The sequence below is a fragment of the Streptomyces sp. NRRL S-378 genome, from assembly GCF_000720645.1.
Classification (GTDB): domain Bacteria; phylum Actinomycetota; class Actinomycetes; order Streptomycetales; family Streptomycetaceae; genus Streptomyces.
The window spans coordinates 217,304-237,610 of the sequence record NZ_JOBX01000011.1 but is presented as its reverse complement, the minus strand read 5'-3'; the positions used below and the strand labels follow the sequence as shown (position 1 = coordinate 237,610).

The 20,307-nt window shown below is 74.5% G+C and carries 18 protein-coding genes; 13 read left to right on the top strand and 5 right to left on the bottom strand.

Annotation, left to right across the window (positions count from 1 at the left end; all coding sequences use genetic code 11):
- Nucleotides 1–41: 41 nt before the first annotated feature.
- Nucleotides 42–1,154 (top strand): hypothetical protein, encoded by a 1,113-nt coding sequence (locus IH80_RS0111125; protein WP_030959681.1) that lies wholly within the window; start codon nt 42–44, stop codon nt 1,152–1,154.
- 124 nt (nt 1,155–1,278) lie between these two features.
- The gene (locus IH80_RS0111120) at nt 1,279–1,830 is read left to right on the top strand and encodes a TerD family protein (RefSeq protein ID WP_030959680.1); all 552 of its coding nucleotides are present in this window, start codon (nt 1,279–1,281) and stop codon (nt 1,828–1,830) included.
- 151 nt (nt 1,831–1,981) lie between these two features.
- On the opposite strand, the gene IH80_RS0111115 is transcribed toward IH80_RS0111120, so the two are convergent.
- Entirely contained in the window at nt 1,982–2,614 is a 633-nt protein-coding gene (locus tag IH80_RS0111115; protein ID WP_051809085.1) for a TetR/AcrR family transcriptional regulator, read from the bottom strand.
- A 151-nt stretch (nt 2,615–2,765) separates the two neighbouring features.
- Here IH80_RS0111115 and IH80_RS0111110 point away from each other — a divergent pair, with 151 nt between their 5' ends.
- The 6 genes from IH80_RS0111110 (at nt 2,766) to IH80_RS0111085 (ending at nt 9,734) form a co-directional block, all read left to right on the top strand.
- A complete protein-coding gene (locus tag IH80_RS0111110) occupies nt 2,766–3,686 on the top strand; it encodes a phosphatase PAP2 family protein (protein ID WP_078906432.1) in 921 nt (306 codons plus the stop codon).
- On the top strand, nt 3,683–4,591 hold the full coding sequence (locus IH80_RS0111105) for a DMT family transporter (RefSeq protein ID WP_051809083.1): 909 nt from the start codon (nt 3,683–3,685) through the stop codon (nt 4,589–4,591). The genes IH80_RS0111110 and IH80_RS0111105 overlap by 4 nt, the downstream gene beginning before the upstream one ends.
- Before the next feature lie 192 nt (nt 4,592–4,783).
- Nucleotides 4,784–5,263 carry a ribonuclease E activity regulator RraA gene (gene rraA / locus IH80_RS0111100; protein WP_030959674.1) on the top strand — a complete coding sequence of 160 codons (480 nt, stop codon included), beginning with the start codon at nt 4,784–4,786 and terminating at the stop codon, nt 5,261–5,263.
- 101 nt (nt 5,264–5,364) lie between these two features.
- A complete protein-coding gene (locus tag IH80_RS0111095; RefSeq protein WP_030959673.1) occupies nt 5,365–6,987 on the top strand; it encodes a peptide-N4-asparagine amidase in 1,623 nt (540 codons plus the stop codon).
- Nucleotides 6,988–7,012: 25 nt separating this feature from the next.
- The gene (locus IH80_RS0111090) at nt 7,013–8,749 is read left to right on the top strand and encodes a serine/threonine-protein kinase (RefSeq protein ID WP_030959672.1); all 1,737 of its coding nucleotides are present in this window, start codon (nt 7,013–7,015) and stop codon (nt 8,747–8,749) included.
- 52 nt (nt 8,750–8,801) lie between these two features.
- Nucleotides 8,802–9,734 (top strand): squalene/phytoene synthase family protein, encoded by a 933-nt coding sequence (locus IH80_RS0111085; RefSeq protein WP_030959670.1) that lies wholly within the window; start codon nt 8,802–8,804, stop codon nt 9,732–9,734.
- On the opposite strand, the gene IH80_RS0111080 is transcribed toward IH80_RS0111085, so the two are convergent.
- Nucleotides 9,718–10,464 (bottom strand): LysM peptidoglycan-binding domain-containing protein, encoded by a 747-nt coding sequence (locus IH80_RS0111080; protein ID WP_030959669.1) that lies wholly within the window; start codon nt 10,462–10,464, stop codon nt 9,718–9,720. The two genes, IH80_RS0111085 and IH80_RS0111080, sit on opposite strands and share 17 nt — an antisense overlap.
- Before the next feature lie 389 nt (nt 10,465–10,853).
- Nucleotides 10,854–11,837: a dihydrodipicolinate synthase family protein gene (locus IH80_RS0111075; RefSeq protein WP_078906431.1), complete on the bottom strand. Its 984-nt coding sequence runs from the start codon at nt 11,835–11,837 to the stop codon at nt 10,854–10,856.
- 71 nt (nt 11,838–11,908) lie between these two features.
- Here IH80_RS0111075 and IH80_RS0111070 point away from each other — a divergent pair, with 71 nt between their 5' ends.
- Both IH80_RS0111070 and IH80_RS0111065 read left to right on the top strand, forming a co-directional pair.
- Nucleotides 11,909–12,874 carry a LysR substrate-binding domain-containing protein gene (locus IH80_RS0111070; RefSeq protein ID WP_030959667.1) on the top strand — a complete coding sequence of 322 codons (966 nt, stop codon included), beginning with the start codon at nt 11,909–11,911 and terminating at the stop codon, nt 12,872–12,874.
- Between the two features lie 72 nt (nt 12,875–12,946).
- Nucleotides 12,947–14,032, top strand: a complete 1,086-nt coding sequence (locus IH80_RS0111065) for an S-(hydroxymethyl)mycothiol dehydrogenase (protein WP_030959665.1) — start codon at nt 12,947–12,949, stop codon at nt 14,030–14,032.
- A 58-nt stretch (nt 14,033–14,090) separates the two neighbouring features.
- On the opposite strand, the gene IH80_RS0111060 is transcribed toward IH80_RS0111065, so the two are convergent.
- Together IH80_RS0111060 and IH80_RS0111055 are read right to left on the bottom strand one after the other, a co-directional pair.
- Complete coding sequence (locus tag IH80_RS0111060; protein ID WP_199819240.1) at nt 14,091–14,951, bottom strand: carbohydrate-binding protein; 861 nt, start codon at nt 14,949–14,951, stop codon at nt 14,091–14,093.
- A gap of 39 nt (nt 14,952–14,990) precedes the next feature.
- Entirely contained in the window at nt 14,991–15,956 is a 966-nt protein-coding gene (locus tag IH80_RS0111055; RefSeq protein ID WP_030959661.1) for a helix-turn-helix transcriptional regulator, read from the bottom strand.
- Between the two features lie 242 nt (nt 15,957–16,198).
- Between IH80_RS0111055 and IH80_RS0111050 the strand changes: the two genes are divergently transcribed.
- The 3 genes from IH80_RS0111050 (at nt 16,199) to IH80_RS0111040 (ending at nt 20,282) form a co-directional block, all read left to right on the top strand.
- Nucleotides 16,199–17,509 carry an alpha/beta fold hydrolase gene (locus IH80_RS0111050; protein ID WP_030959660.1) on the top strand — a complete coding sequence of 437 codons (1,311 nt, stop codon included), beginning with the start codon at nt 16,199–16,201 and terminating at the stop codon, nt 17,507–17,509.
- Between the two features lie 120 nt (nt 17,510–17,629).
- A complete protein-coding gene (locus IH80_RS44665; RefSeq protein ID WP_158943393.1) occupies nt 17,630–19,384 on the top strand; it encodes a DNRLRE domain-containing protein in 1,755 nt (584 codons plus the stop codon).
- Between the two features lie 133 nt (nt 19,385–19,517).
- Nucleotides 19,518–20,282, top strand: coding sequence for a PIG-L deacetylase family protein (locus tag IH80_RS0111040; protein ID WP_030959658.1), 765 nt, complete (start codon nt 19,518–19,520; stop codon nt 20,280–20,282).
- The last annotated feature ends 25 nt before the right edge of the window (nt 20,283–20,307 follow it).

Here is a 20,307-nt window from a genome sequence, read left to right as displayed (position 1 = left end):
TCTTCGGTGAAACCGGGTCTGACCAGCAGAAAGGGGCGGGTGTGGGAACAGGTTCGGTACGGGTGGACGGAAATGCGCTGCTTTTGGGAGAAGGGGTGCAGATCCGATTCATACGGACCCTGCGCCTGCCCGAATCCGGAACGCACGCGCTGCCGCCGGGGCTGGGTGAATTCCCCCTGCGCAGGGTCGAGGACCACCCGGACACGGTTCCCCCGGAATGGCTGGCGAAGGGCGGCGTGATGCTGCCCGTGTACCTGCGCGAGGCGATGTGGCTGAGCTTCGGCGGGACCCGGACGCCCGCCGCGCTCCAGGTCGGCGTCGGCAAGGTGTGCGCCGTCTCCGGCGAGCGCTGGAGCGGCCGTCTGGCGCGCAGCCCGCAGAACTACGTGGTGCTGCCCCGGCAGCCGTGGCTCGACGGGATCAATTCCGGGGACGGGACGGTGCGCCAGTTCGTCGCCGTGCCCCTGGGGCTCGGCGCCACGGTCGAGGGACAGGTCACGGGCGAGGAGACCACCGGCGGCGTCCAGCTCCAGGCGTTCGAGCTGGGCCGCGAGGCGCTGGCGCAGTGGCACCGCGCCGAACGGGCGCGCCTGACGCCGCCCCCGCCGCCGGCCGGCGGCGAGGGGCTCTACGGGGGCCCGCCCGTACAGGCCCCGCTGGGCGGTGCCTTCGGCGGCCCGGTCCCGGCGCCGATGATGGCTCCGCCCGCGCCCGCCGGTGCGCCCCGGTCGGCCCGCCCGGGCAGCAGGCCGGGCCCCCCGGCGGCCCCCGCGATGGGGCTCGGCGTCGGCGGCAGCATGCACCAGGAGGTCTACCGGGACGAGCGCCCGCTCTCCGACTGGGCCGAGGAGCCCGCCGCCCGGGTCTTCGTGCATCTGGTGCCGCCGCCGGCATGGCGCCGTATCACCGGCGAGGAGGCTCCGCCCTCGCCGGTCGACCGGGCCGCCTACACCAAGGCAGGGCTGCCCTGGTTCGACTACTACGACGAGTCGGCCACCGATCTGGCCCCGACCGACACCCTGAGCGGGGTCAAGCCGGTGGGGGAGTGGCTCGGCGACGACCACGACCCGTGGGTGGAGCCGACTCCCGGACAGGTCAAGCCGCTCGGGAACGCCCCGAGGCCGGGCAGGCCCGTACAGGACGGGGACTGGTAGCCGACGCGAGGCGCCGGCGCGACCGGACCGGCCCGACTGGCCGGGAACGTACGGCCGTTCGGGCCGGGAGGGGGCGTCCGTGGGATCATGGGCGGGCAATACCCGCAGACGAAGGGGGAGTTCGGTGACCGGTGTACGCAAAGGACTGGCCAAGGTGGAGGTCGCGCTGCGGTGGGACCCCAGCCCGGCGGGCACCCCCGCGAACGACCTCGACATCGTCGCCGCGGTGTACGCGGCCGCCGATCCGCACGGTGCCCCCGTCCAGCTCGTCCACTTCGGCAGCCGGTCGCCGGACGGGACCATCACCCTCAACCGGGACAGTCACACCGGTCAGGGCTTCGGCTTCGACGAGGTGATGACCGTCGAACTGCACCGGATGGCGGCGGACAAGGGCCGTGTGGTGATCGGCGTGGTCATCCAGGACTCCGGCGCGGGAACGGGCCGGGGCACGGAGGGTGCGAAGACCTTCGCCGATGTCGCGGGCACGGGGTTCCGGATCCGGGAGGGGTACACCGACCTCGCCCAGGGCGACTTCGCGGGCGTGTCCGGAGCCACCGCCGCCACCGTCGCGGAGTTCACCAGGGACGCTTCGGGCGCCTGGTCGTTCGACCTGCGGCTGGAGGGCTTCGACGCGGACCCGGAGGAGTTCACCCGGGCCATGGGCGGGGTCCGCTGAATGCGGCGGAGTTCGCCGCGGAGCCGCTCAGAGCGGGCGGCGGTCACTCGGGTGAGTGGCCGCCGCCCGGTCCGGGTGGCGCGCTGCCGCCGTCCCCACGAGGCAGCGCGGGCGGGCCGCCGTCAGGTCACCGGGACGACGGCCCGCCGGTTCAGGGGGTCCGGCCGGCCGCCGGCCGGGCGGGGTGGTCGGGCGCCAGACCCAGGGCCGGGAGCATGACCGCCTCCACGAACCGGATCAGGTAGTCGGCGTCCGCGTACCGTCCCTCCAGCACGGGCCGGATGCGGAGCACGCCCATCAGCTGGGCCGGCAGGAACTCCACGGCGGGATGGTCCGCGGTGATCTCGCCGCGTGCCACGGCCCGCCCGACCATGGCGTCGAAGGCGGCCAGTTCGGGTTCGACCAGTGCCTCGCGCAGGGCGGCCTGGAGTGCCTCGTCGCTGAGTACGGCGTGTCCGAGGGCCTGGGTCAGCCGGGTGTCCCGGCCGGAGGTGCCGGCCGCGATCCGGGCCGCCTCGCGCAGGTCGCCCGCCAGGCTCCCGGTGTCCACCGCGGCGAGGGTGCCCCGTCGGCCGGAGCGCAGGGCGGCGGCCACCAGCTGGGGCTTGGTCCGCCACTGCCGGTAGAGCGTGGACTTCCCGCAGCTGGCCCGGGCGGCGATGCCCTCCATGGTCAGGGCCTCGTAGCCGTGCTCGCGCAGCTGCTCCAGGACGGCGTCGTAGAACTCCTGCTCCCGCTCCGGGCTGATTTTGGAGCGGCGCGCGGGGGGCGGCGTCGACGTCATGGGTTGCGGCTCTCCTCGGGCGCCTCGGATGCGGGGTTCCGCTTCGAAGTGTACGGGAACGCGACCGTATCGGTACACCAGCGTATCGATACGCCAATGTATCGATACACTGGCGTGTCGCTGTGCGCGCAACAGGAAGAGAGACCGGGGGATGACCTCCCACACCACGCCTGCCGGGCCGGCGGGCGGACCGAGAGCCGCTCGCCGGCGCCTCATACGCGAGCTGCTGCTCGTCGCGGGCTTCTTCACCGTCTACAAGGCGGGCCGGCTGCTCTCGACGGACCGCACCGGCGAGGCCTTCCACAACGCGGGCCGGATCTGGGACGCCGAGCGCGCCCTGCACCTGCCCGGCGAGGGCGCGGTCCAGCGGCTGCTGCTGCACGGGGACGCGCTCGTGACCACCGCGAACACCTACTACGCGGGCGTCCACTTCCCGGCCACCGCGCTCTTCCTGATCTGGCTCTACGTCCGCCGCCCCGCCCACTACCTGTGGACCCGCCGGGTGCTCGCGGTGCTCACGGGAGCCGCGCTCGTCCTGCACCTGGCCTGTCCCCTCGCGCCCCCGCGGATGCTTCCGGTCGCCCGGCTCGTCGACACCGGACAGGTGTACGGGCCCACCGTCTACCGGGCCGCGCCCGACACCGACACCCTGGCCAATCAGTTCGCCGCGATGCCCTCCCTGCACTTCGGCTGGGCGCTCATGCTCGCCGTCGGCATGATCGTCGCGACCCGCGGGAGGAAGGGCGGGAAGGGCTCGCCCTGGCGGCTGCTGTGGCTGCTGCACCCGCTGGTGACCCTCCTGGTGATAGTCGGCACCGCCAACCACTACTGGCTCGATGCGATCGTCGCCGCCGCCCTGCTCGGGATCGCCCTGCTGATGGTCCCCCGGCCGCGCGCGAGCGACGGGGACGGGACGGACACGGGCACGGACGCGCGCACCGTCGGGAGCACCGACGGGAGCACCGACGGGAGCACCGACGGGGGCACGTCCACCGATGACGGTGCGGAAGGCACCGCACCCGCATTCCCCCGCCCGAAGAGCGGCGTCGCGCCCGTGGGAGCGGGGCAGTGAACGACACCGTCCTGGCCGTCGGCCTCTGCCTCGCCTCGGCCGTGGCCTACGCGGCCGGGGCCGTCGCCCAGGAACGGCTCGCCCGCGCCGGTGTCGCGCGCAGCGCCAAGGCGCTGCTGGGCTCCGGCGTCTGGTGGTGGTCGGCCGGGCTCAACGCGGCCGCGGCCCTGCTGCATGCGGCCGCCCTGCGCTACGGGCCCCTCACCCTCGTGCAGCCGCTCGGCGCGCTCACCCTGGTGGCCGCCGTCCCGATGGGGGCGCGCCGGGCCGGGCGGCGCGTGGCGGCCACCGAATGGCGCGGCACCCTCGCCACCGTCGCCGGACTCGGCCTGCTGCTGCTCCCGGCCTCGGGGCCCGCCCCCGACGACACCCTCACGCTGACCGAGGCGCTCGCCGTCTCCGGGGCGACCACCGCGGTGATCCTCTTCCTGACGGTGGTCCGGGACCCGGGCTCGGGGCTGCGGCACGCCACGGCCTCCGGACTGGCGTCCGCGGTGGCGTCCGCGCTGACCCAGACCGTGGCCGTCGCGGGCGGCCGCGGCGGATCCCTGCTCAGCGTCCGGGTCGTCGCCGTGGCCCTGCTCGTCGTGGTGTTCGCGGTCGGCGGGATGCTCCTGTCGCAGCGCGCCTACCGGGGCGGCGGCCTCGGTGCCCCGCTCGCCGTGGTCAACCTGGCCAACCCCCTCGCCGCGGCCGCCATCGGCGCGGTCCTGCTCGGCGAACGCCTCCAGGGCGGGCCGGCGGGACTGGTGCTGGCAGGAGCCGGAGCGCTCGCGGCGGCGCGCGGCGTGGTCCTGCTGACCCGGGCGCCGGCCGGGCCGACGGGCGGAGCGCCGGCCCGGGTGCCGGCCGGGCAGCCCGAACTGGCCGTGCCCGGGGGCGGGATGCCCGTCGGGTCCCGCTGATCCCGGGCGCCGCGGGCCCTCTGAGGAAACGATTCGCCGCCGCGTGCGCCCCCGGGGCGCCGACCAGGCCCGTCGGGATCCGGCCGTTGTCCGGCCCGCACGGCCCCTGGCCCGCTGCCGCCGGCACCGGCCCCACTACCCTGGCCGCACGGCGCGACGTACGAGAACGAACAGCGAGGAACCGGTACCGAGATGAGCATCACCCCCGTCCCCACCGCCGACCTGTACGACGAGCACGGCGAAGCCCTCGACATCTGCACCACCGGCTTCCGGCAGTTCGGCGGCCGCCGGCTCTTCGCCGGCCCCGTGCGGACCGTCCGCTGCCACGAGGACAACGCCCTGCTCCGCGAACTCCTGCACACGCCGGGGGAGGGCGCCGTCCTCGTGGTGGACGGCGGCGGCTCGCCGCGCACCGCCCTGGTCGGCGACCTCATCGCCGGCGCGGCCGAACGCAACGGCTGGGCGGGCCTGATCATCAACGGCTCGGTGCGCGACAGCGTGGCCCTCGGCGGCCTCGACCTCGGGGTGAAGGCCCTGGGCACGGTGCCCCGCAAGAGCGGCAAGACCGGCGCCGGCGCCGTGGACGAGCCCGTCACCCTCGGCGGGGTCACCTTCCGGGCCGGGGACACCGTCCACGCGGACGACGACGGCGTGGTCGTCCTGCGCCGCTGACGACGGCCCCGGCCGTCCTGCCGCCGCCGACGGCCGGAACCGGCCAGGTCCGGCCCACCGGCCCTGGCCGCCGCCCGGCGCACGGGTTTCACTGCCGGTCCATGAGACGACACAGGATCACGGACCTGCTCGGCGCGCTCGCGCTGGCCGCCGGCACCCTGGCCGCCGCGGGACCCGCGCGCGGCCTGCCCCGCGCCGACCCGCCGCCCGCCGAGTTCGGCACCGACTGGCACGACCCCCTCACCGCCGCGCCACCCGTCGCGCGGCCCTCGACCCGCTCCTGCCGGGTGACCCTCGCCGAGGCGCAGTTCCGCGACTTCACCCCCTACCGCGGCACGTACGCGCCACCCACCGCCTGCGGCGCGTCCGACTGGGCCGCGGTGGTGCTCCGCCTCGAGGGCAAGGTCAAGGGCCGCCAGTACGACCGCCTCGGCCACCTCTCCCTGGGCGGCGTGGAGATCCTGCGCACCTCCACGCCCCAGCCCTCGCCCGACGGCATCACCTGGTCCGTCGAGAAGGACGTCACCCGGTACCGCGACACCCTCGCCCGCCCGCAGCCCGTCGAGATGCTCATCGGCAACGTCGTCGACGACACCTACACCGGCGTCATCGACGTCGCGGTGACCCTCACCTTCTACGCCGCCGACCCACGCACCCCCGCGCCCGACACCCCCGACCGGGTCCTGCCCCTCACCGCCCCCACGATCACCACCCCGCGCAACACCGAACGGCTGCTGGCCGAGGTGTACGCGACCGGCTCCGGCGGCGGGTGCGAGGAGTACTGGTACATGACCACCCCCGCCGGAGCCCCCTACTCCTGCACGGCGGACGGCGGCCCCCACCGCGAGGTCCGCGTCTCGGTCGACGGGCGGCTCGCCGGCATCGCCGCGCCCTTCCCCACCGTCTGGACCGGCGGCTGGTCCAACCCCTTCCTCTGGTACGTCACGCCCGGCCCGCGCGCCTTCGACGTCCAACCGGTCCGCTACGACCTCACACCCTTCGCCGCCCTCCTCAACGACGGCCGCCCGCACCGCATCGAGGTGACCGTCGCCGGGCTGCCGGCCGGCCGGAGCGGCTGGAGCACCCCCACCAACCTGCTGCTGTGGCAGGACGAGGCCCGGCAGGTCGTCACCGGCGCCCTGACCCGGCACGAGGAGAGCGACCCGACCGGGCACTCCCGCTGGACGCCCGCCGGCCCCGGCGAACAACACCGGGTGGACACCGAGGGGGACCACCGGCTGACCGTCGCCGGGTACCTGGACACCTCCCGCGGCAGGGTGGCCACCACCGTCACCCGCTCCGTGCACCTCACGTCCGTCCACCGCTGGACCGAGGGCGAGAGCCGCGACGCGCTCGACGCGACGTGGACCGACCGGGAGAGCGTGACGCACGGCCCGACGACCACCCGGACCGACCGCACCTACACGATGGACGGCGAGACCACCCTCGGCACCGGCGACCGCCTGCGCACCGTCCTGTCCCTGGGCGACCGCGCGGACACCGTCACCCTGCGCGGCGGCCGGACCGTCGACGTCTCCCGGCTCGACGACCGGTACACCGGCGACGCCACCTACACCGCGAACGTCCCGCGCGACCAGCGCCATGCGGTCGCCTCCACCTCCGCCCGCCACCGGTTGTACGGGTCACAGGCACCCGGCGGGTGCTACGACCGCACCGTGGACACCGTCCAGGGCACCGTGACGGCGGACCGCCGCCGCTGCTGACACCGGCGCCCCCTACGATTCCGCCATGGACACGAGTGAGGCCGGCAGACAGCTGATCGACGGGCGCTTCGAACTGGTTGCGCCCCTGGGCAGCGGCGGCATGGGTACCGTTTGGCGGGCGCGCGACATCGCCCTGCACCGAGAGGTGGCGCTCAAGGAGGTGCGCCCGCCCGACCCGGCGACCGCCGCCGCCCAGCCCGAGTTGGCCGATCAGATGCGCGAGCGCGCCGTCCGCGAGGCCCGCGCGCTCGCCCGCCTCGCCCACCCCCACGTCGTGACCATCCACCACATCGTCGAACCGGCGGACGGCGCGGACGGCCACCCCTGGATCGTCATGGAGATGGTCAAGGGCGGCTCCCTGCACGACCGGCTGGAGTCGGGCCCGATGCCGCCCGCGGAAGCGGTGAGGCTCGGCCTCGACGTACTGTCCGCGCTGCGCGCCGCCCACGCCGAGGGCGTCCTGCACCGCGACGTGAAGCCGGCCAACGTGCTGCTGCGGCCGGACGGCTCCGCGGTGCTCACCGACTTCGGCATCGCCGCCCTGCACGACTCCACCGGGCTCACCGCGACCGGCGTGCTGATCGGCTCGCCCGAGTACATCGCGCCCGAGCGCGTCCGCGGGGAGGAGGGACTGGCCGCCTCCGACCTGTGGTCGCTGGGCATGCTCCTGTACGTGGCCGCGGAGGGGGTCAGCCCGCTGCGCCGGGCCACCAGCCTGGCTACGGTCGTCGCCGTGCTCGACGAGCCGATCCCCGCACCGGTGCGCTCCGGACCACTGGGGCCCGTACTCGAACGGCTCCTGGTGCGGGACCCGGCCGTACGCCCCGACGGCGCCCAGCTGGAACAGCTGCTCCGGGAGGCGAGCGCCGCTCTCGGTTCCGGCACCGGCCAGGGCTCGGGCCAGGGCTCGGGTCATGGCTCCGGCTCCGGCCCGGCGCCCGTCGCCCCGCCGGGCGTCGCCGCACCGGCCGTGGCCTCCCCGTCCGTGCCCGGCCCGTACGGGCAGTTCGGTCCGTACGCGCCGAACAGCACCCCGAACACCCCGCCGCCGTACGGCTCCGGCGCCTCCCCGTACGCGGTGCCCACCCGGCCCGTCCCGGTCGGGTCGGCCCCGCGCCGGCGCCCGGTCCTGATCGGCGCCGCACTCGCCGCGGTCCTGGCGGCCGGTGTGTTCGGCATCGTCCAGCTGCTGCCCGACGGGAACTCCGGCGACGACAGGGCGAAGGGCGGCGACGCCACCTCCTCCGCCGCCCCGCCCGGGCGGACGGCCTCCTCGGCCCCGGCCCCCAGGGCGAGCGCGCAGAAGGCGGACGCACCCAAGGGCAGCATGATGACGCCGGAGAACGTCCGCACCGCCCTGGAGGCGTTCAAGAAGGAGACCGGGACGACCACCTTCGTCGACATGACGCTCTACGACGGCTACATCCTCGCCTCCATCCCCACCGCCGCCGGCGCCGAGACCGTCGACTCCTGGCAGTACCGGGACGGCGCCGCCTCGCGCACGGGACCGGACGGCACGGTCGAGGAGGGGGAGCCGCTGATCGACATGGCCACGGTCAACTGGGACGCGCTGCCCGGCATGCTGGAGCAGTCGAAGAAGGACCTGAAGGTCGAGAAGCCGACCTCGCGCCACGTCATCGTCGACCCCTGGATGATGGACCAGGTCCCCTCGATCCGCACCTACCTCAGCGACGAGTACGGCCGCGGCGGCTACGTCCTGTGGAAGACCGACGGGAGCCTGAGGAAGGTCACGGCCACCTGACCCCGGGCCCGTACCGGACCCGCCCACGCGCACCTCGAGGAGCACGACCACCATGCCCAGCTGGCGCACCACCCTCACGGCGGCCGGGATATCCGGCACCCGGCTGCGGGAGGACTACACGCACGCCGCCCGCCGGGTGCTCCGTCGTGAACCCGCGCCGTACCTCGCGCTGCGGCTGCTGGCCGCGCCGCCCCTGGTGCCGTACCTCGCCGCCGGCCTGGCGTTCATGAACCTGGTCGACGACGTGGCCGAGACCGGTAGCCCGCAGCAACGGGCCGCGGGCCTCGCCGCGTTGACCGAGGGCGCCGGGACCGCCCTGAAGTCCGGGGACAGCCCCGACCCCGTGCTGCGGGCCTACGCCCACGCCGTGGACTCCCGGGGCCTGCCCGAGCACTGGGTGACCCGGTTCCTCGCGGGCGCCGCCACGGCCGAGGCCGCTTTCGACGGCTTCGCCGACGAGGCGGACTTCCAGGCCTACCTCGACGCGTACGCCTGGCCCGGGGTGCTGGTCTTCACCGGACTGCAGTACCAGGGCGGCCCGGATCCAGAACAGGCCGCCGGCTGGCGGCGGTTCGTCGACGCGGCCCAGCGCGTCGACTTCCTCGCCGACCTCCACGGCGACCTCGCCGACGGCCGGCTCTGCCTTCCGCTCGCCCGCCTGGACGAGCACTCCGTGACCCGGGCCGACCTGGAACGGGCGCGCGACACCCCTGCCGTGCGCGCCCTCCTGGCGGCCGAGAGCGGGCGGGCCCGCGCCGCACTCGACGCCACCCACGGCATCCTCGACCTCGCCGAGCCGGGCCTGCGCCCCGTCATCGCCACCATGGCGGACCTCATGGCCCACCAGCTGACGGCCGTCGAGCGGGCCGGGGCCGAGGCCCTGCGCCGGGACGTCGGGTACGGTCTCGCGGCGCCCCTGCGGATCCTCCTCCGCGCCGCGGCCTCCCGGAAGGCGTCCCGGCGCCCGACTAGTACGCGCCGTTGACGTTGTCGATGGACCCGTAGCGGGCGGCCGCGTAGTTGCAGGCCGCGGTGATGTTGGCCACCGGGTCGTAGGAGTCCGTCGAAGTGCCGGGCACGTGATAGGCCTTGAAGGTCGGGTCGATGACCTGGAGCAGACCCTTGGAGGGGATTCCGTTCCGGGCGTTGATGTCCCACAGGTTGATCGCCTTGGGGTTGCCCGAGGACTCCCGCATCACGTTGCGGTGAATTCCGTTGTAGCTTCCGGGAATACCGTGCTTGGCCATCACGGCGAGGGACTCGCGGATCCACCCGTCGAGATTGTTCGGGTAGGAGGAAGCCGGCTTGGCGGCGGTCTTCGCCGCCGACTTGGCGGCCGTCGCGGCCTTCGCCTGGGCGCCGAGGGTCAGGGTGATGCCGGGCCGGATGACCGACGGGTTGTCGCCGACCACCGCGCGGTTCGCCTCGTAGAGCTGCTTCCATCCGCCACTGACGGAATGGTCCGCGGCGATCTCCGAAAGGGTGTCGCCCGCGACCACGGAATACGTGGTGGGAGGGGCCGTCACCACATTGACGGCGGCGGTGGCCGCGGTGACGGCGGTCACCGCGGCGGCCGGTGCGCCCGTCCCGGCCGCGCCTGCGGTGGTCGCGGTGATCAGCGGGAGCGTGAGAGCCGCGCCACCTGTGCCGGCAAGGGCCAGCTTGCGGGTGATCGGGTTCTGCTTCGGCCGACGGTGCTTACCCTTTGCAGGCATGGCGGAATTCCTCACGTGGGGGGACGGGAGACCCGATGGCGGGGCCGTATTCGGCCGTCTCGCCATCTGGAGTGAGGTGACCGTAGGTGAGCCCGCCGGGCGGGAACAAGCCCCGAATTCCACCGATAGATCGACATCCCGCTATCCGCCCCGGAAGTGACCTTGTGGACATCTCGGCGAAAAGGCCGATTCCCTTTCTGGGAAAAGGGAATCGGCCTCGTGCGGGAAATGATGTTGAGGGGTTCCGCGTGACTGACGTCACGGGGCGGGGGCTCCGGGGTCAATAGGGGCAAGTCCGGTACCTGGTGGGCTCATTCGGGCGACACGCCCGTAGAGGTCAAATCGCCCATCCAGGACTCTTTCCGGCGTGCATGTCCTCCCCGCACGGCCTACGCGGGGAACGCCTCGCGGAGCGCCGCCAGCCGCTCCAGTACGGTCACCACCGCCCCCTTCGAGGCCGGCAGCAGCGGGAGGCGCACATCGGGGGTCGGGATCCGCCCCTGGGCGTGGAGGACTCCCTTCACGACGGCCGGATTGGGCTCGGCGAAGACCGCCGCCGACAGTCCGGCCAGCGCGTGCCCCAGCGCGCGGGCGCGCACCGCGTCCCCCGCCCGCCAGGCCGCCGCGAGCTCGGCGAACCGCTCCGTCACCAGGTGCGCCGAGGCCAGGATCCCGCCCGACGCGCCCAGCGCGAGCATCGGGGACAGGTACAGGTCGTCCCCGGTCAGCACGTGGAAGCCGGCCGGCAGGTCGCCGAGCAGCTCCACCGCGTCCTGGTCGAGCCCGCCGGAGGAGTACTTCACCCCGACGACCCCGGACAGCGAGCCGAGGGCCCGCAGTGTGGCGGCGTCCAGCGGCTGCCCCGTGCGGTGGGGGACGTGATAGACGATCAGCGGTACGGGGCTCACCCCGGCCAGCCGCTCGAAGTGCGCCGCCACCCCCGCCGCCGAGGGCCGCACGAACGACGGGACGGTGACCAGTGCCGCCCCCGCCCGCGGCCACCGCTCCAGCCGGGCCAGCGAGGCCTCCGCGGCCCGGGTGCCGGACGCCCCCGCGCCGACGGTCAGGACGGCGCCCCGCTCCTCGCAGACCCGGGCGCACACGTCGGTGACGAGGGCGCGCTCCGCCTCGTCGAGGCAGGCCGTCTCTGCGGTCGTGCCGAGGGCGACGATCCCGGTGGCGCCCGCGTCGAGCACCTCGTGGGCGAGCGCCTCCAGGGCCCCGGAGGCGATCTCCCCGGTGCGTGCGTACGGGGTGACGAGCGGTACGTGGATCCCGTGGAGCGGGAGCGCCCCCGCGGGGTCCTCCGCGGAGTTCCCCGCCGTGTCCTGTGCCGTCAAGGGTGCGATGTCCTGTGCCGTGTCCTGTGCCATGACGACGAGCCTCACGCACCCCGAGCACCGAATCCAGTTCACGTTTCTTACCCAACCCGTAAGCTGAGCCGATGCTCGATGTCCGACGCCTGCGCCTGCTGCGCGAACTCGCCCGCCGCGGCACGATCGCTGCCGTGGCCGAAGCCCTCTCCTTCAGCCCTTCGGCGGTGTCCCAGCAGCTCGGCGTGCTGGAGCGGGAGGCCGGTCTGCCCCTGCTGGAGCGCACCGGGCGGCGCGTCCGGCTCACCCCGGCCGGGGAGAACCTGGTCCGCCACGCGGAGGCTGTGCTGGAGCGGCTGGAGCAGGCGGACGCCGACCTCGCAGAGGCCCGGGGAGGCCTCTCCGGGGCCCTGCGGATCGGCGCCTTCCCCACCGCCACCCGCACGATCGTCCCGGCCGCGCTGGCGGCCCTGGCCCGGCGCCACCCGGGCCTGGAGCCGATGGTCTGCGAGACCGATCCGGCGGCGGTCGCCCACGCCCTGCGGGCCGGGGACCTCGACGTCGCACTCGTCCACGCCTACGACTTCGTACCCGCCGAGCGCGAGCCCGGACTGACCACCGAGCCCCTGTACGGCGAGGCGATGTACCTGGCCGAGCCCGCGCGGGGAGCGACCGCGACGGCCGGAACGTCCGGGGCGCCGGGCGCGGAGGCCTGCCCGCCGCCCGACCAGGGCGCGGCCCTGCGCGCGCACGCCGCATCGCCGTGGATCACCGCCACGCCCGGCACCCTCTGCCACACCATGACGGTGCGGGCCTGCCAGGCCGCCGGCTTCACGCCCCGGGTGCGCCACCGGATGGACGACTTCGCGGCCGTGCTCGCGCTGGTCGCGGCGGGCCAGGGCGTGGCCGTCGTGCCCCAGCTCGGTGCCACGGGGCCCGCCGACCCCGCCGTGCACCTCACCCGGCTCGTGATGCAGCGGCGCACCGGCCTGGCCTTCCGCAGCGGGGCCGGGGCCCACCCGGCCGTGGCCGCCTTCGGCGCGGCACTTCGCGCCGCCGTACCGCCGGATCTGGCCGGGTCGCGCGCCGAAGCGTGACACAACTCCCTTACCGGGCGCCGTCCGTGTACGTTCGTTGATCCAGACCGATCGAACAGAACGGGGTACGACGTGACGCATCGCGTACGAGGGGTCATCGCCCGGAGCAAGGGCGCACCGGTGGAGACGACGACGATCCTCGTGCCCGACCCGGGACCGGGCGAGGCTCTCGTCCGGGTGCAGGCCTGCGGGGTCTGCCACACCGACCTCCACTACCGCGAAGGCGGGATCAACGACGAGTTCCCCTTCCTGCTCGGCCACGAGGCGGCCGGAATCGTCGAGTCCGTCGGCCCGGACGTCACCTCCGTGGCCCCGGGCGATTTCGTCGTCCTCAACTGGCGTGCGGTGTGCGGGAACTGCCGGGCCTGCAAGCGCGGACGCCCCTGGTACTGCTTCGCCACGCACAACGCCACCCAGCCCATGACGCTGGAGGACGGTACTGCGCTCTCCCCGGCCCTCGGTATCGGCGCCTTCGCCGAGAAGACCCTGGTCGCTGCCGGTCAGTGCACCAAGGTGGACCCGGCCGCGGCTCCCGCCGCCGCCGGACTCCTCGGCTGCGGAGTGATGGCCGGCCTCGGTGCGGCCCTGAACACTGGCAATGTCGGACGGGGCGACTCCGTCGCCGTGATCGGCTGCGGAGGAGTGGGCAACGCGGCCGTGGCCGGAGCCAGGCTCGCGGGCGCCTCGAAGGTCATCGCGGTGGACCTGGACGACCGGAAGCTGGAATGGGCGCGCGGTCTCGGTGCCACGCACACCGTCAACGGCCGCACGGACGACGTGGTCAAGGCGATCCAGGGCCTCACCGGCGGCAACGGTGCCGATGTCGTCATCGACGCCGTGGGCCGCCCCGAGACCTACCAGCAGGCCTTCTACGCGCGCGACCTCGCCGGGACGGTGGTCCTGGTCGGAGTGCCGACCCCGGAGATGAAGCTCGAACTCCCCCTCCTGGACGTCTTCGGACGCGGCGGGGCCCTGAAGTCGTCCTGGTACGGCGACTGCCTGCCCGAACGGGACTTCCCCCTGCTGATCGACCTCTACCTGCAGGGCCGGCTCGACCTGGACGCCTTCGTCTCCGAGACCATCCCCCTCGACGGCGTCGAGGAGGCCTTCGCCCGGATGGAGCGCGGCGAGGTGCTCCGCTCGGTCGTCGCGTTCTGACGCGGCCCCGAAGGCCCCGGACCGGTCCGCCCGGTCCGGGGCCCCTACGGCCCGAGGGTCAGGCCGCCCGCCACAGCGCCGGTACGGACGGGGGCTCCCAGCCCCGCTGCGCCGTGTGCGGCTGGAGGCAGACGTAGCCGCGGCCGCCGTGCGCGACCCGCTCGCCCGCCCGGTAGGCGGTCCCCACCGACCAGGAGCCGCCCGACGGCGGCGTGCCGGTCGGGGTGGGGCCGGGGCCGGGATCCTGGGGGAGGTCCAGGACGAAGTCGAAGGCCGCCTCGCGCGCGCCACCGGCGTCCCGCACGCTCATCAGCAGCCGGGGGTCGAAGACCGCGTCGGTGTTGTTGCGCGGCTCGTTCGGGAAGTACAGCTGTGTCGTCAGCACAGGACGGCCCGGGGCCTGCACCTTGACGTGGATGTGCCGGGTGCGGCCGGGATAGAGCCCCGGGACGATCGTGGTGAGGGCGAAGGAGCCGCGCGAGTCGGTGTACTGGTGGCCCCGCAGCCGGTACCGGACGTTGTCGTAGGCCCCGTTCGCATCGGCCTGCCAGAAGTCCAGCAGGGCACCCGCGACCGGCAGGCAGGCCCGGCCGAAGACGTAGCCCGTCACCGTCAGCCGGATGCCGGGCATGCCGGGCTCCAGGAGGCTGGTGCGTTCGGGGGAGGCGGGCTTGAAGTAGGGGCCCTCGGTCTGCTCGGGGGTCGGGTGGTCACCGTCGTCGCACGCCGGGGTCAGCGGTACGGGTCCGGCGTCCGGGGTGAAGGTGCGGGCCAGGGCCGGGCCGCCGATGAGGGCGACGGGGACCGCCGCGGTGGCCGCGAGGGCCGCGCGCAGCACGGACTTGCGGGTGATGCGGCGGGGCCGCTCGGGGTCTGCGGGGCGTAACGCGTTGTCGCCGTCCCTGTCCGGGTCGCGCATGACTGCCTCCTTGATGGGCTGTTGGATCCGGCATCGAACCTAGGTGGACGCCCCGCCCGGATCGATGGACGGGAGACGGCTGCTGTGGTGCTTTCGGAACTCGCCCGGGGTGGTGCCCGTCTCCCGCCGGAAGAACCGGCAGAAGTAGGCGGGGTCGGTGAACCCGATGCGGGCGGCGACCTGTCGTACCGGCAGTTCGGTGTGCGCGAGCAGGCGCTGGGCCTGGTACGCACGGGCCTCGTTCAACAGCCGGCCGGGGCTGCGGCCGGTGGCCGCGCGGACGGTCCGGGTGAGGTGGCCCGGCGTCACCCCGAGCTGCTCGGCGCACTCGCGCACCGACCAGGCGACGGGTCGGGCGGCCAGCCGCACGAACGCCTCCGCCACGGTCGGGGCAGTGCGGGGAGCCGCGGGGCCGCGGAACCGGTCCGGTTCGCAGGGCCCGTCGGGGCGGCCGCTGCCGGCGGCCGGGAGCCGTGCCATGCGGACGACGAGTACGTGCAGCAGGGCGCGCAGCACGCTCTCGTGGCCGGGGGCCCGCTGCCGGCACTCGGCGGCCAGGTCGGCCATCAGCCGTCCCGTGCGCTCGTGTTCGGCCTCGCTCAGATCGAACCAGCAGGTCTTCCCGATCCGCCGCAGGAGCGCACGGTCGCCGGGATGGTCCACCAGGAAGTCCTCGGTGAACAGTGCGAGGGTGCCCTCGAGCCCGCGCTGGTCCTGCCAGTAGTGGACCTGCCCGGGCAGCACCACGGCCAGCTGGCGCGGCCGCACGGGGTGCCCGGCGAGATCGACGACGTGGGTGCCGGATCCCGCGACGATGTGGACGATCTCGTAGAAGGTGTGGCGGTGCGGGCGGTCGGACCGCGACAGCGGCCCCAGCGCGTCGAACGGCCCGGCGGCGAACGGCACGGTGCCCGGTCCGGCCAGCTCCAGGCGGTGAAGGGGCGGCTCCCCGGGGCGCGGCGGCGCCGGGCAGGGCGTCCCCGGTGCGACGGTGGTGTTCCGCATCGTTCCCCCAAGCAGGTCCAGACCAATCGGGCGATGTCACGATCCCTCGCCGGAGGCACTGCGAAACCCGGCCGGCGCAATTCGCCGGGTCCCGGCGGATCCTGCTGCCCGGAAGGCCCCCGGGCCCGGCAGCCGGGGCGCCCCGGTCCACCTCCTAGACTCGGGCGGACCGCCACGTCCGCCCGCGCCCCGCCCGGCCGCGGCGCGGGCCTTCCGTACCTCGCACCCCTGGGGGCCGTTCCGTGACCGTCGTCCACAGCTACCGTCAGCCCGGCACGGTCCTCACCGACCACCGGTTCTCCGTCCCCCTGGACCACGCCCACCCGGACGGCGAGCGGATCGAGCTGTACGGCCGCGAGGTCGTCGCCACCGGCAAGGACCCGGAGACCTTGCCCTGGCTGCTGTACCTGGAGGGCGGCCCCGGCTTCGGCGCCCGCCGCTTCGTCGGCCGGCAGGCCTGGCTGGAGCGCGCCCTCCAGGACTACCGGGTGCTGCTGCTGGACCAGCGCGGCACCGGCCGGTCCACCCCGGCGAACCGGCAGACGCTGCCCCTGCGCGGCACCCCCGCCCAGCAGGCCGCGTACCTCGCCCACTTCCGCGCCGACTCCATCGTGCGCGACGCGGAGGCGATCCGGCCCGGACTGACCGGCGGCGCGCCCTGGACCGTGCTCGGCCAGAGCTTCGGCGGTTTCTGCACGGTCCGGTACCTCTCCAGCGCGCCCGAGGGACTCACCGCCGCCCTCATCACCGGCGGACTCCCGTCGCTGACCGCCACCGCGGACGAGGTGTACCGGGCCGCCTATCCCCGCATCGAGCGCAAGAACCTGGCCCACTACGCCCGTTACCCCATGGACGTCGAGCGGGCCCGCCGGATCGCCGCCCGTCTCGCGGAGCGGCCGGCCGAACTCCCCGGCGGGCACGTCCTGACCGTCGAGGCCTTCCAGTCCCTCGGCCTCCTCCTCGGCGGCGGCGACGGCAGCCACCAGCTCCACTACCTGCTGGAGGACGCCTTCGTGCCGGCCCCCGGCGGACCGGCCCTCTCGGACGCCTTCCTGGAGGGCGCCCGCTCCCTCCTCTCCTTTGCCGGACACCCCCTCTACGCGCTGCTCCACGAGGCGATCTACGCCCAGGACCCGGCCGCGCCCACCGCATGGGCGGCCGACCGCGTCCGGGCGGAACACCCCCGCTTCGACGCAGGCAAGGGCCTCGCGGGCGACGAGCCCCTGTTCTTCACCGGCGAGACCATCCACCCCTGGCACTTCACCACCGACCCGGCCCTCGCCCCACTGCGCGAGACCGCCGGCCTCCTGGCCGCCCGCACCGGATGGCAGCAGCTCTACGACCCGGAGCGGCTGGCGGCCAACGAGGTGCCGGTGGCGGCCGCGGTCTACCACGACGACATGTACGTGGACGTGGCGGACTCCCTGCGCACGGCCCGTGCCATCCGCGGCCTGCGCACCTGGGTGACGGACGAGTTCGAGCACGACGGCCTGCGCGCGGGCGGTCCCCGCGTCCTGGACCGGCTGCTGGCCCTGGTGCGCGACGCGGCATGACTGACGTCCCCGCAGGTCACAGAGGCGATGACGGCCCCGAATAATCGTTCTCGCAGAAGTTGATCACGCGGTTAGGGTGGGCCCTCGACCCCGAGGAACCAACCCATGTGTGGAGCGTGCATGTCGAGAAGGATGTCGAGCGCCGTCTCGCTGGCCCTGGCCGGCGCACTGGCCGTGACCGGCGTGGCGGCGGTAGCGGCACCGGCCGCCGTCGCCGCGCCGGCCGTCAGCGCCGCGGGGACGGGGGAGACCCCCGTCGGCGCACAGGCCTGGACGCGCGTGGCCCAGAAGAACCCGAACCGGTCCTACTGGAACACCGCCGACGACCTCCGCGTCGGCAACGAGGGCGGCGCCCAGGGCCTCTCCCGCGCCTACCTGACCCTGGACACCACCGCGCTCAAGGGCGCCACCGTCTCCAGGGCGACCTTCCGGATCACCAACACGGGGTCCGCGTCCTGCACGGGCCGTCCGGTGGAGCTGTGGAGCGTGGGCGCCGTCTCGGCGCGGACCACGTGGAAGCTCCAGCCGGCCAAGGGCGTCCGGCTGGCGACGGTGACCGACGCCAAGGGCAGTGCGGGCTGCGCGGCGGGCGACCTCGAGTTCGACGCGACCGCGCTGGTGAAGGAGGCGGCGGCCGCGTCCCGGACCTCCGTCACCGTCGGTCTGTTCGCCTCCGACGAGTCCGACGCCTCGGCCTGGAAGCGCTTCGCCCCGGCGAGCGCGAAGCTGGAGACCACCGTCGGCCGCCCCGCCCCGCCGGTGATCAGCTCCCCGGAGTTCCCCGACGCCTCGAACGGGGTTCCCGCCGTGACCGGGAAGGCCCGTACTCCGGGCACGTTCACCTTCGGCACCGGCGGTGCCGAAAACATCGAGAAGATCGTGTACTGGTCGGTGTCCGACCCGCGGGAGGTCACCGTGGCGCCGGGTGCGGGCGTCGTGATCACGCCCACGGCATCCGGCCCCCACATGCTCTACGCGTACAGCGTCGACCGGGCCGGGCGGCGCTCGGACCAGGCCGTGTACCGCTTCTGGGCCCTCGGTAACGGCGGGATCCGCGACGCCGCCGGCGACCTGAACGGCGACGGCCTGCGCGACCTGTGGACCCTGGACCCCGACGGCAGGCTCCGCTTCTCGGCCGGCCGGGCCGACGGCACCTTCGCCGCGCCCGTCGACGGCGGGGCGTCCTTCGCCCCCGGCAGCCGGATCGCCGTCGGCGGCGACTGGGGCGAGGACGGATACAACGACCTGCTGGTGCTGGAAACCGTCCAAGGACTGGGAGCCAAGCAGATCCGGGTCCTCCCCAACAACGGCCTCGGCAGTGTCCGTCCGCACGACGCCATGGTCCTGAGCGCCATCGAGAGCGACCCGGTGCAGGGCAACGACCACTGGTCCGACGCCCAGGACATCGTCGACGCGGGCGACCTGGGCGGTGACGGCGAGCCCGATCTGCTGGTCAAGCAGGGCGCCAAGCTCTGGGCGTACACGGGCAGCCGCTCCGGCTACCTCGACATGAACGGCGCGCCGGTCCTGGTAGGCGAGGGCGGCTGGGACGCCGTCTCGGTCCTCGTCCCGGGCGACACCCACGGCGACGGCGCCACCGACCTGTGGGTGCGCGACGACGCCTCGGGCGACCTCTTCGCCGTGCGGGGAGCCAAGGACGCCTCCGGCCGCTTCGACCCCACGGGCTGGGCCACTGCGCAGCGCGTGAAGATCGGCTCCGGCCTCGGCCGGGCGGCCTACCCCACGCTGGTCTCGGCGGGCGATGTCGACCGCGACGGTCACGCCGACCTGGCCGCCGTCGGCGCCGACGGCAAGGCCGTCTGGTTCCGTGCGACGGCCACCGGGATCGACACGACACCGCGTCCCGTCGGCTGACCACACGTCAACCGGCCGGGCCCGCCGTCGTGTTCAGCGGGTCCGGTCCGGGGGCGCCGGGGCGGTGGGCTCCGCCGGAGTCCACGAGGGCCGCTGCCCGTCCCTGACGGCCTGTTCGCCTATTGTGCGACGCATGACCGAACAACGTGATCTGCAGTCCTCCTTGGAGCCCATGCCCACCGACTGGCGGCGCGCCCTCGCCGTCGTGGCCCACCCGGACGACCTGGAGTACGGGTGCGCGGCAGCCATCGCGGACTGGACGGACGGCGGCCGGGAGGTGGTCTACCTCCTGGCCACCCGCGGTGAGGCGGGCATCGACTCCGTCGCCCCCGACGCCTGCGCCGCGCTGCGCGAGGCCGAGCAGCGCGCGAGCGCCGCCGTGGTCGGGGTGTCCGCGGTGGAGTTCCTCGACCACCGCGACGGGGTCGTCGAATACGGTCTCGGCCTGCGCCGGGACATCGCGGCAGCCATCCGCCGGCACCGGCCCGAGCTGGTGATCACCCTCAACCACCGGGACACGTGGGGAGGGGAGCAGGGCGGTGGCTACTGGAACACCCCCGACCACAAGGCCGTCGGCCGGGCCACCCTGGACGCCGCCGCCGACGCCGGCAACCGGTGGATCTTCCCGGAGCTCATCTCCGAACAGGGGCTGGAGCCGTGGAACGGCGTCCGCTGGGTGGCGGTGGCCGGTACCAGCACGCCCACGCACGCGGCCGACGCCGGTCCCGGCCTGGAGCGTTCGGTGCTGTCCCTGCTGGAGCACAAGGCCTACATCGCTGCACTGACGGACCAGGACCCCGAGGAGTACGTCCGTACCTTCCTCACCGGCAACGCCGAGCGGGTCGCGCCGCGGTTCGGGGGCCGTCCGGCGGTCGCGTTCGAGGTCTTCCCCCGCTGACCGCTTCCCCGCGGACCCTCTTCCC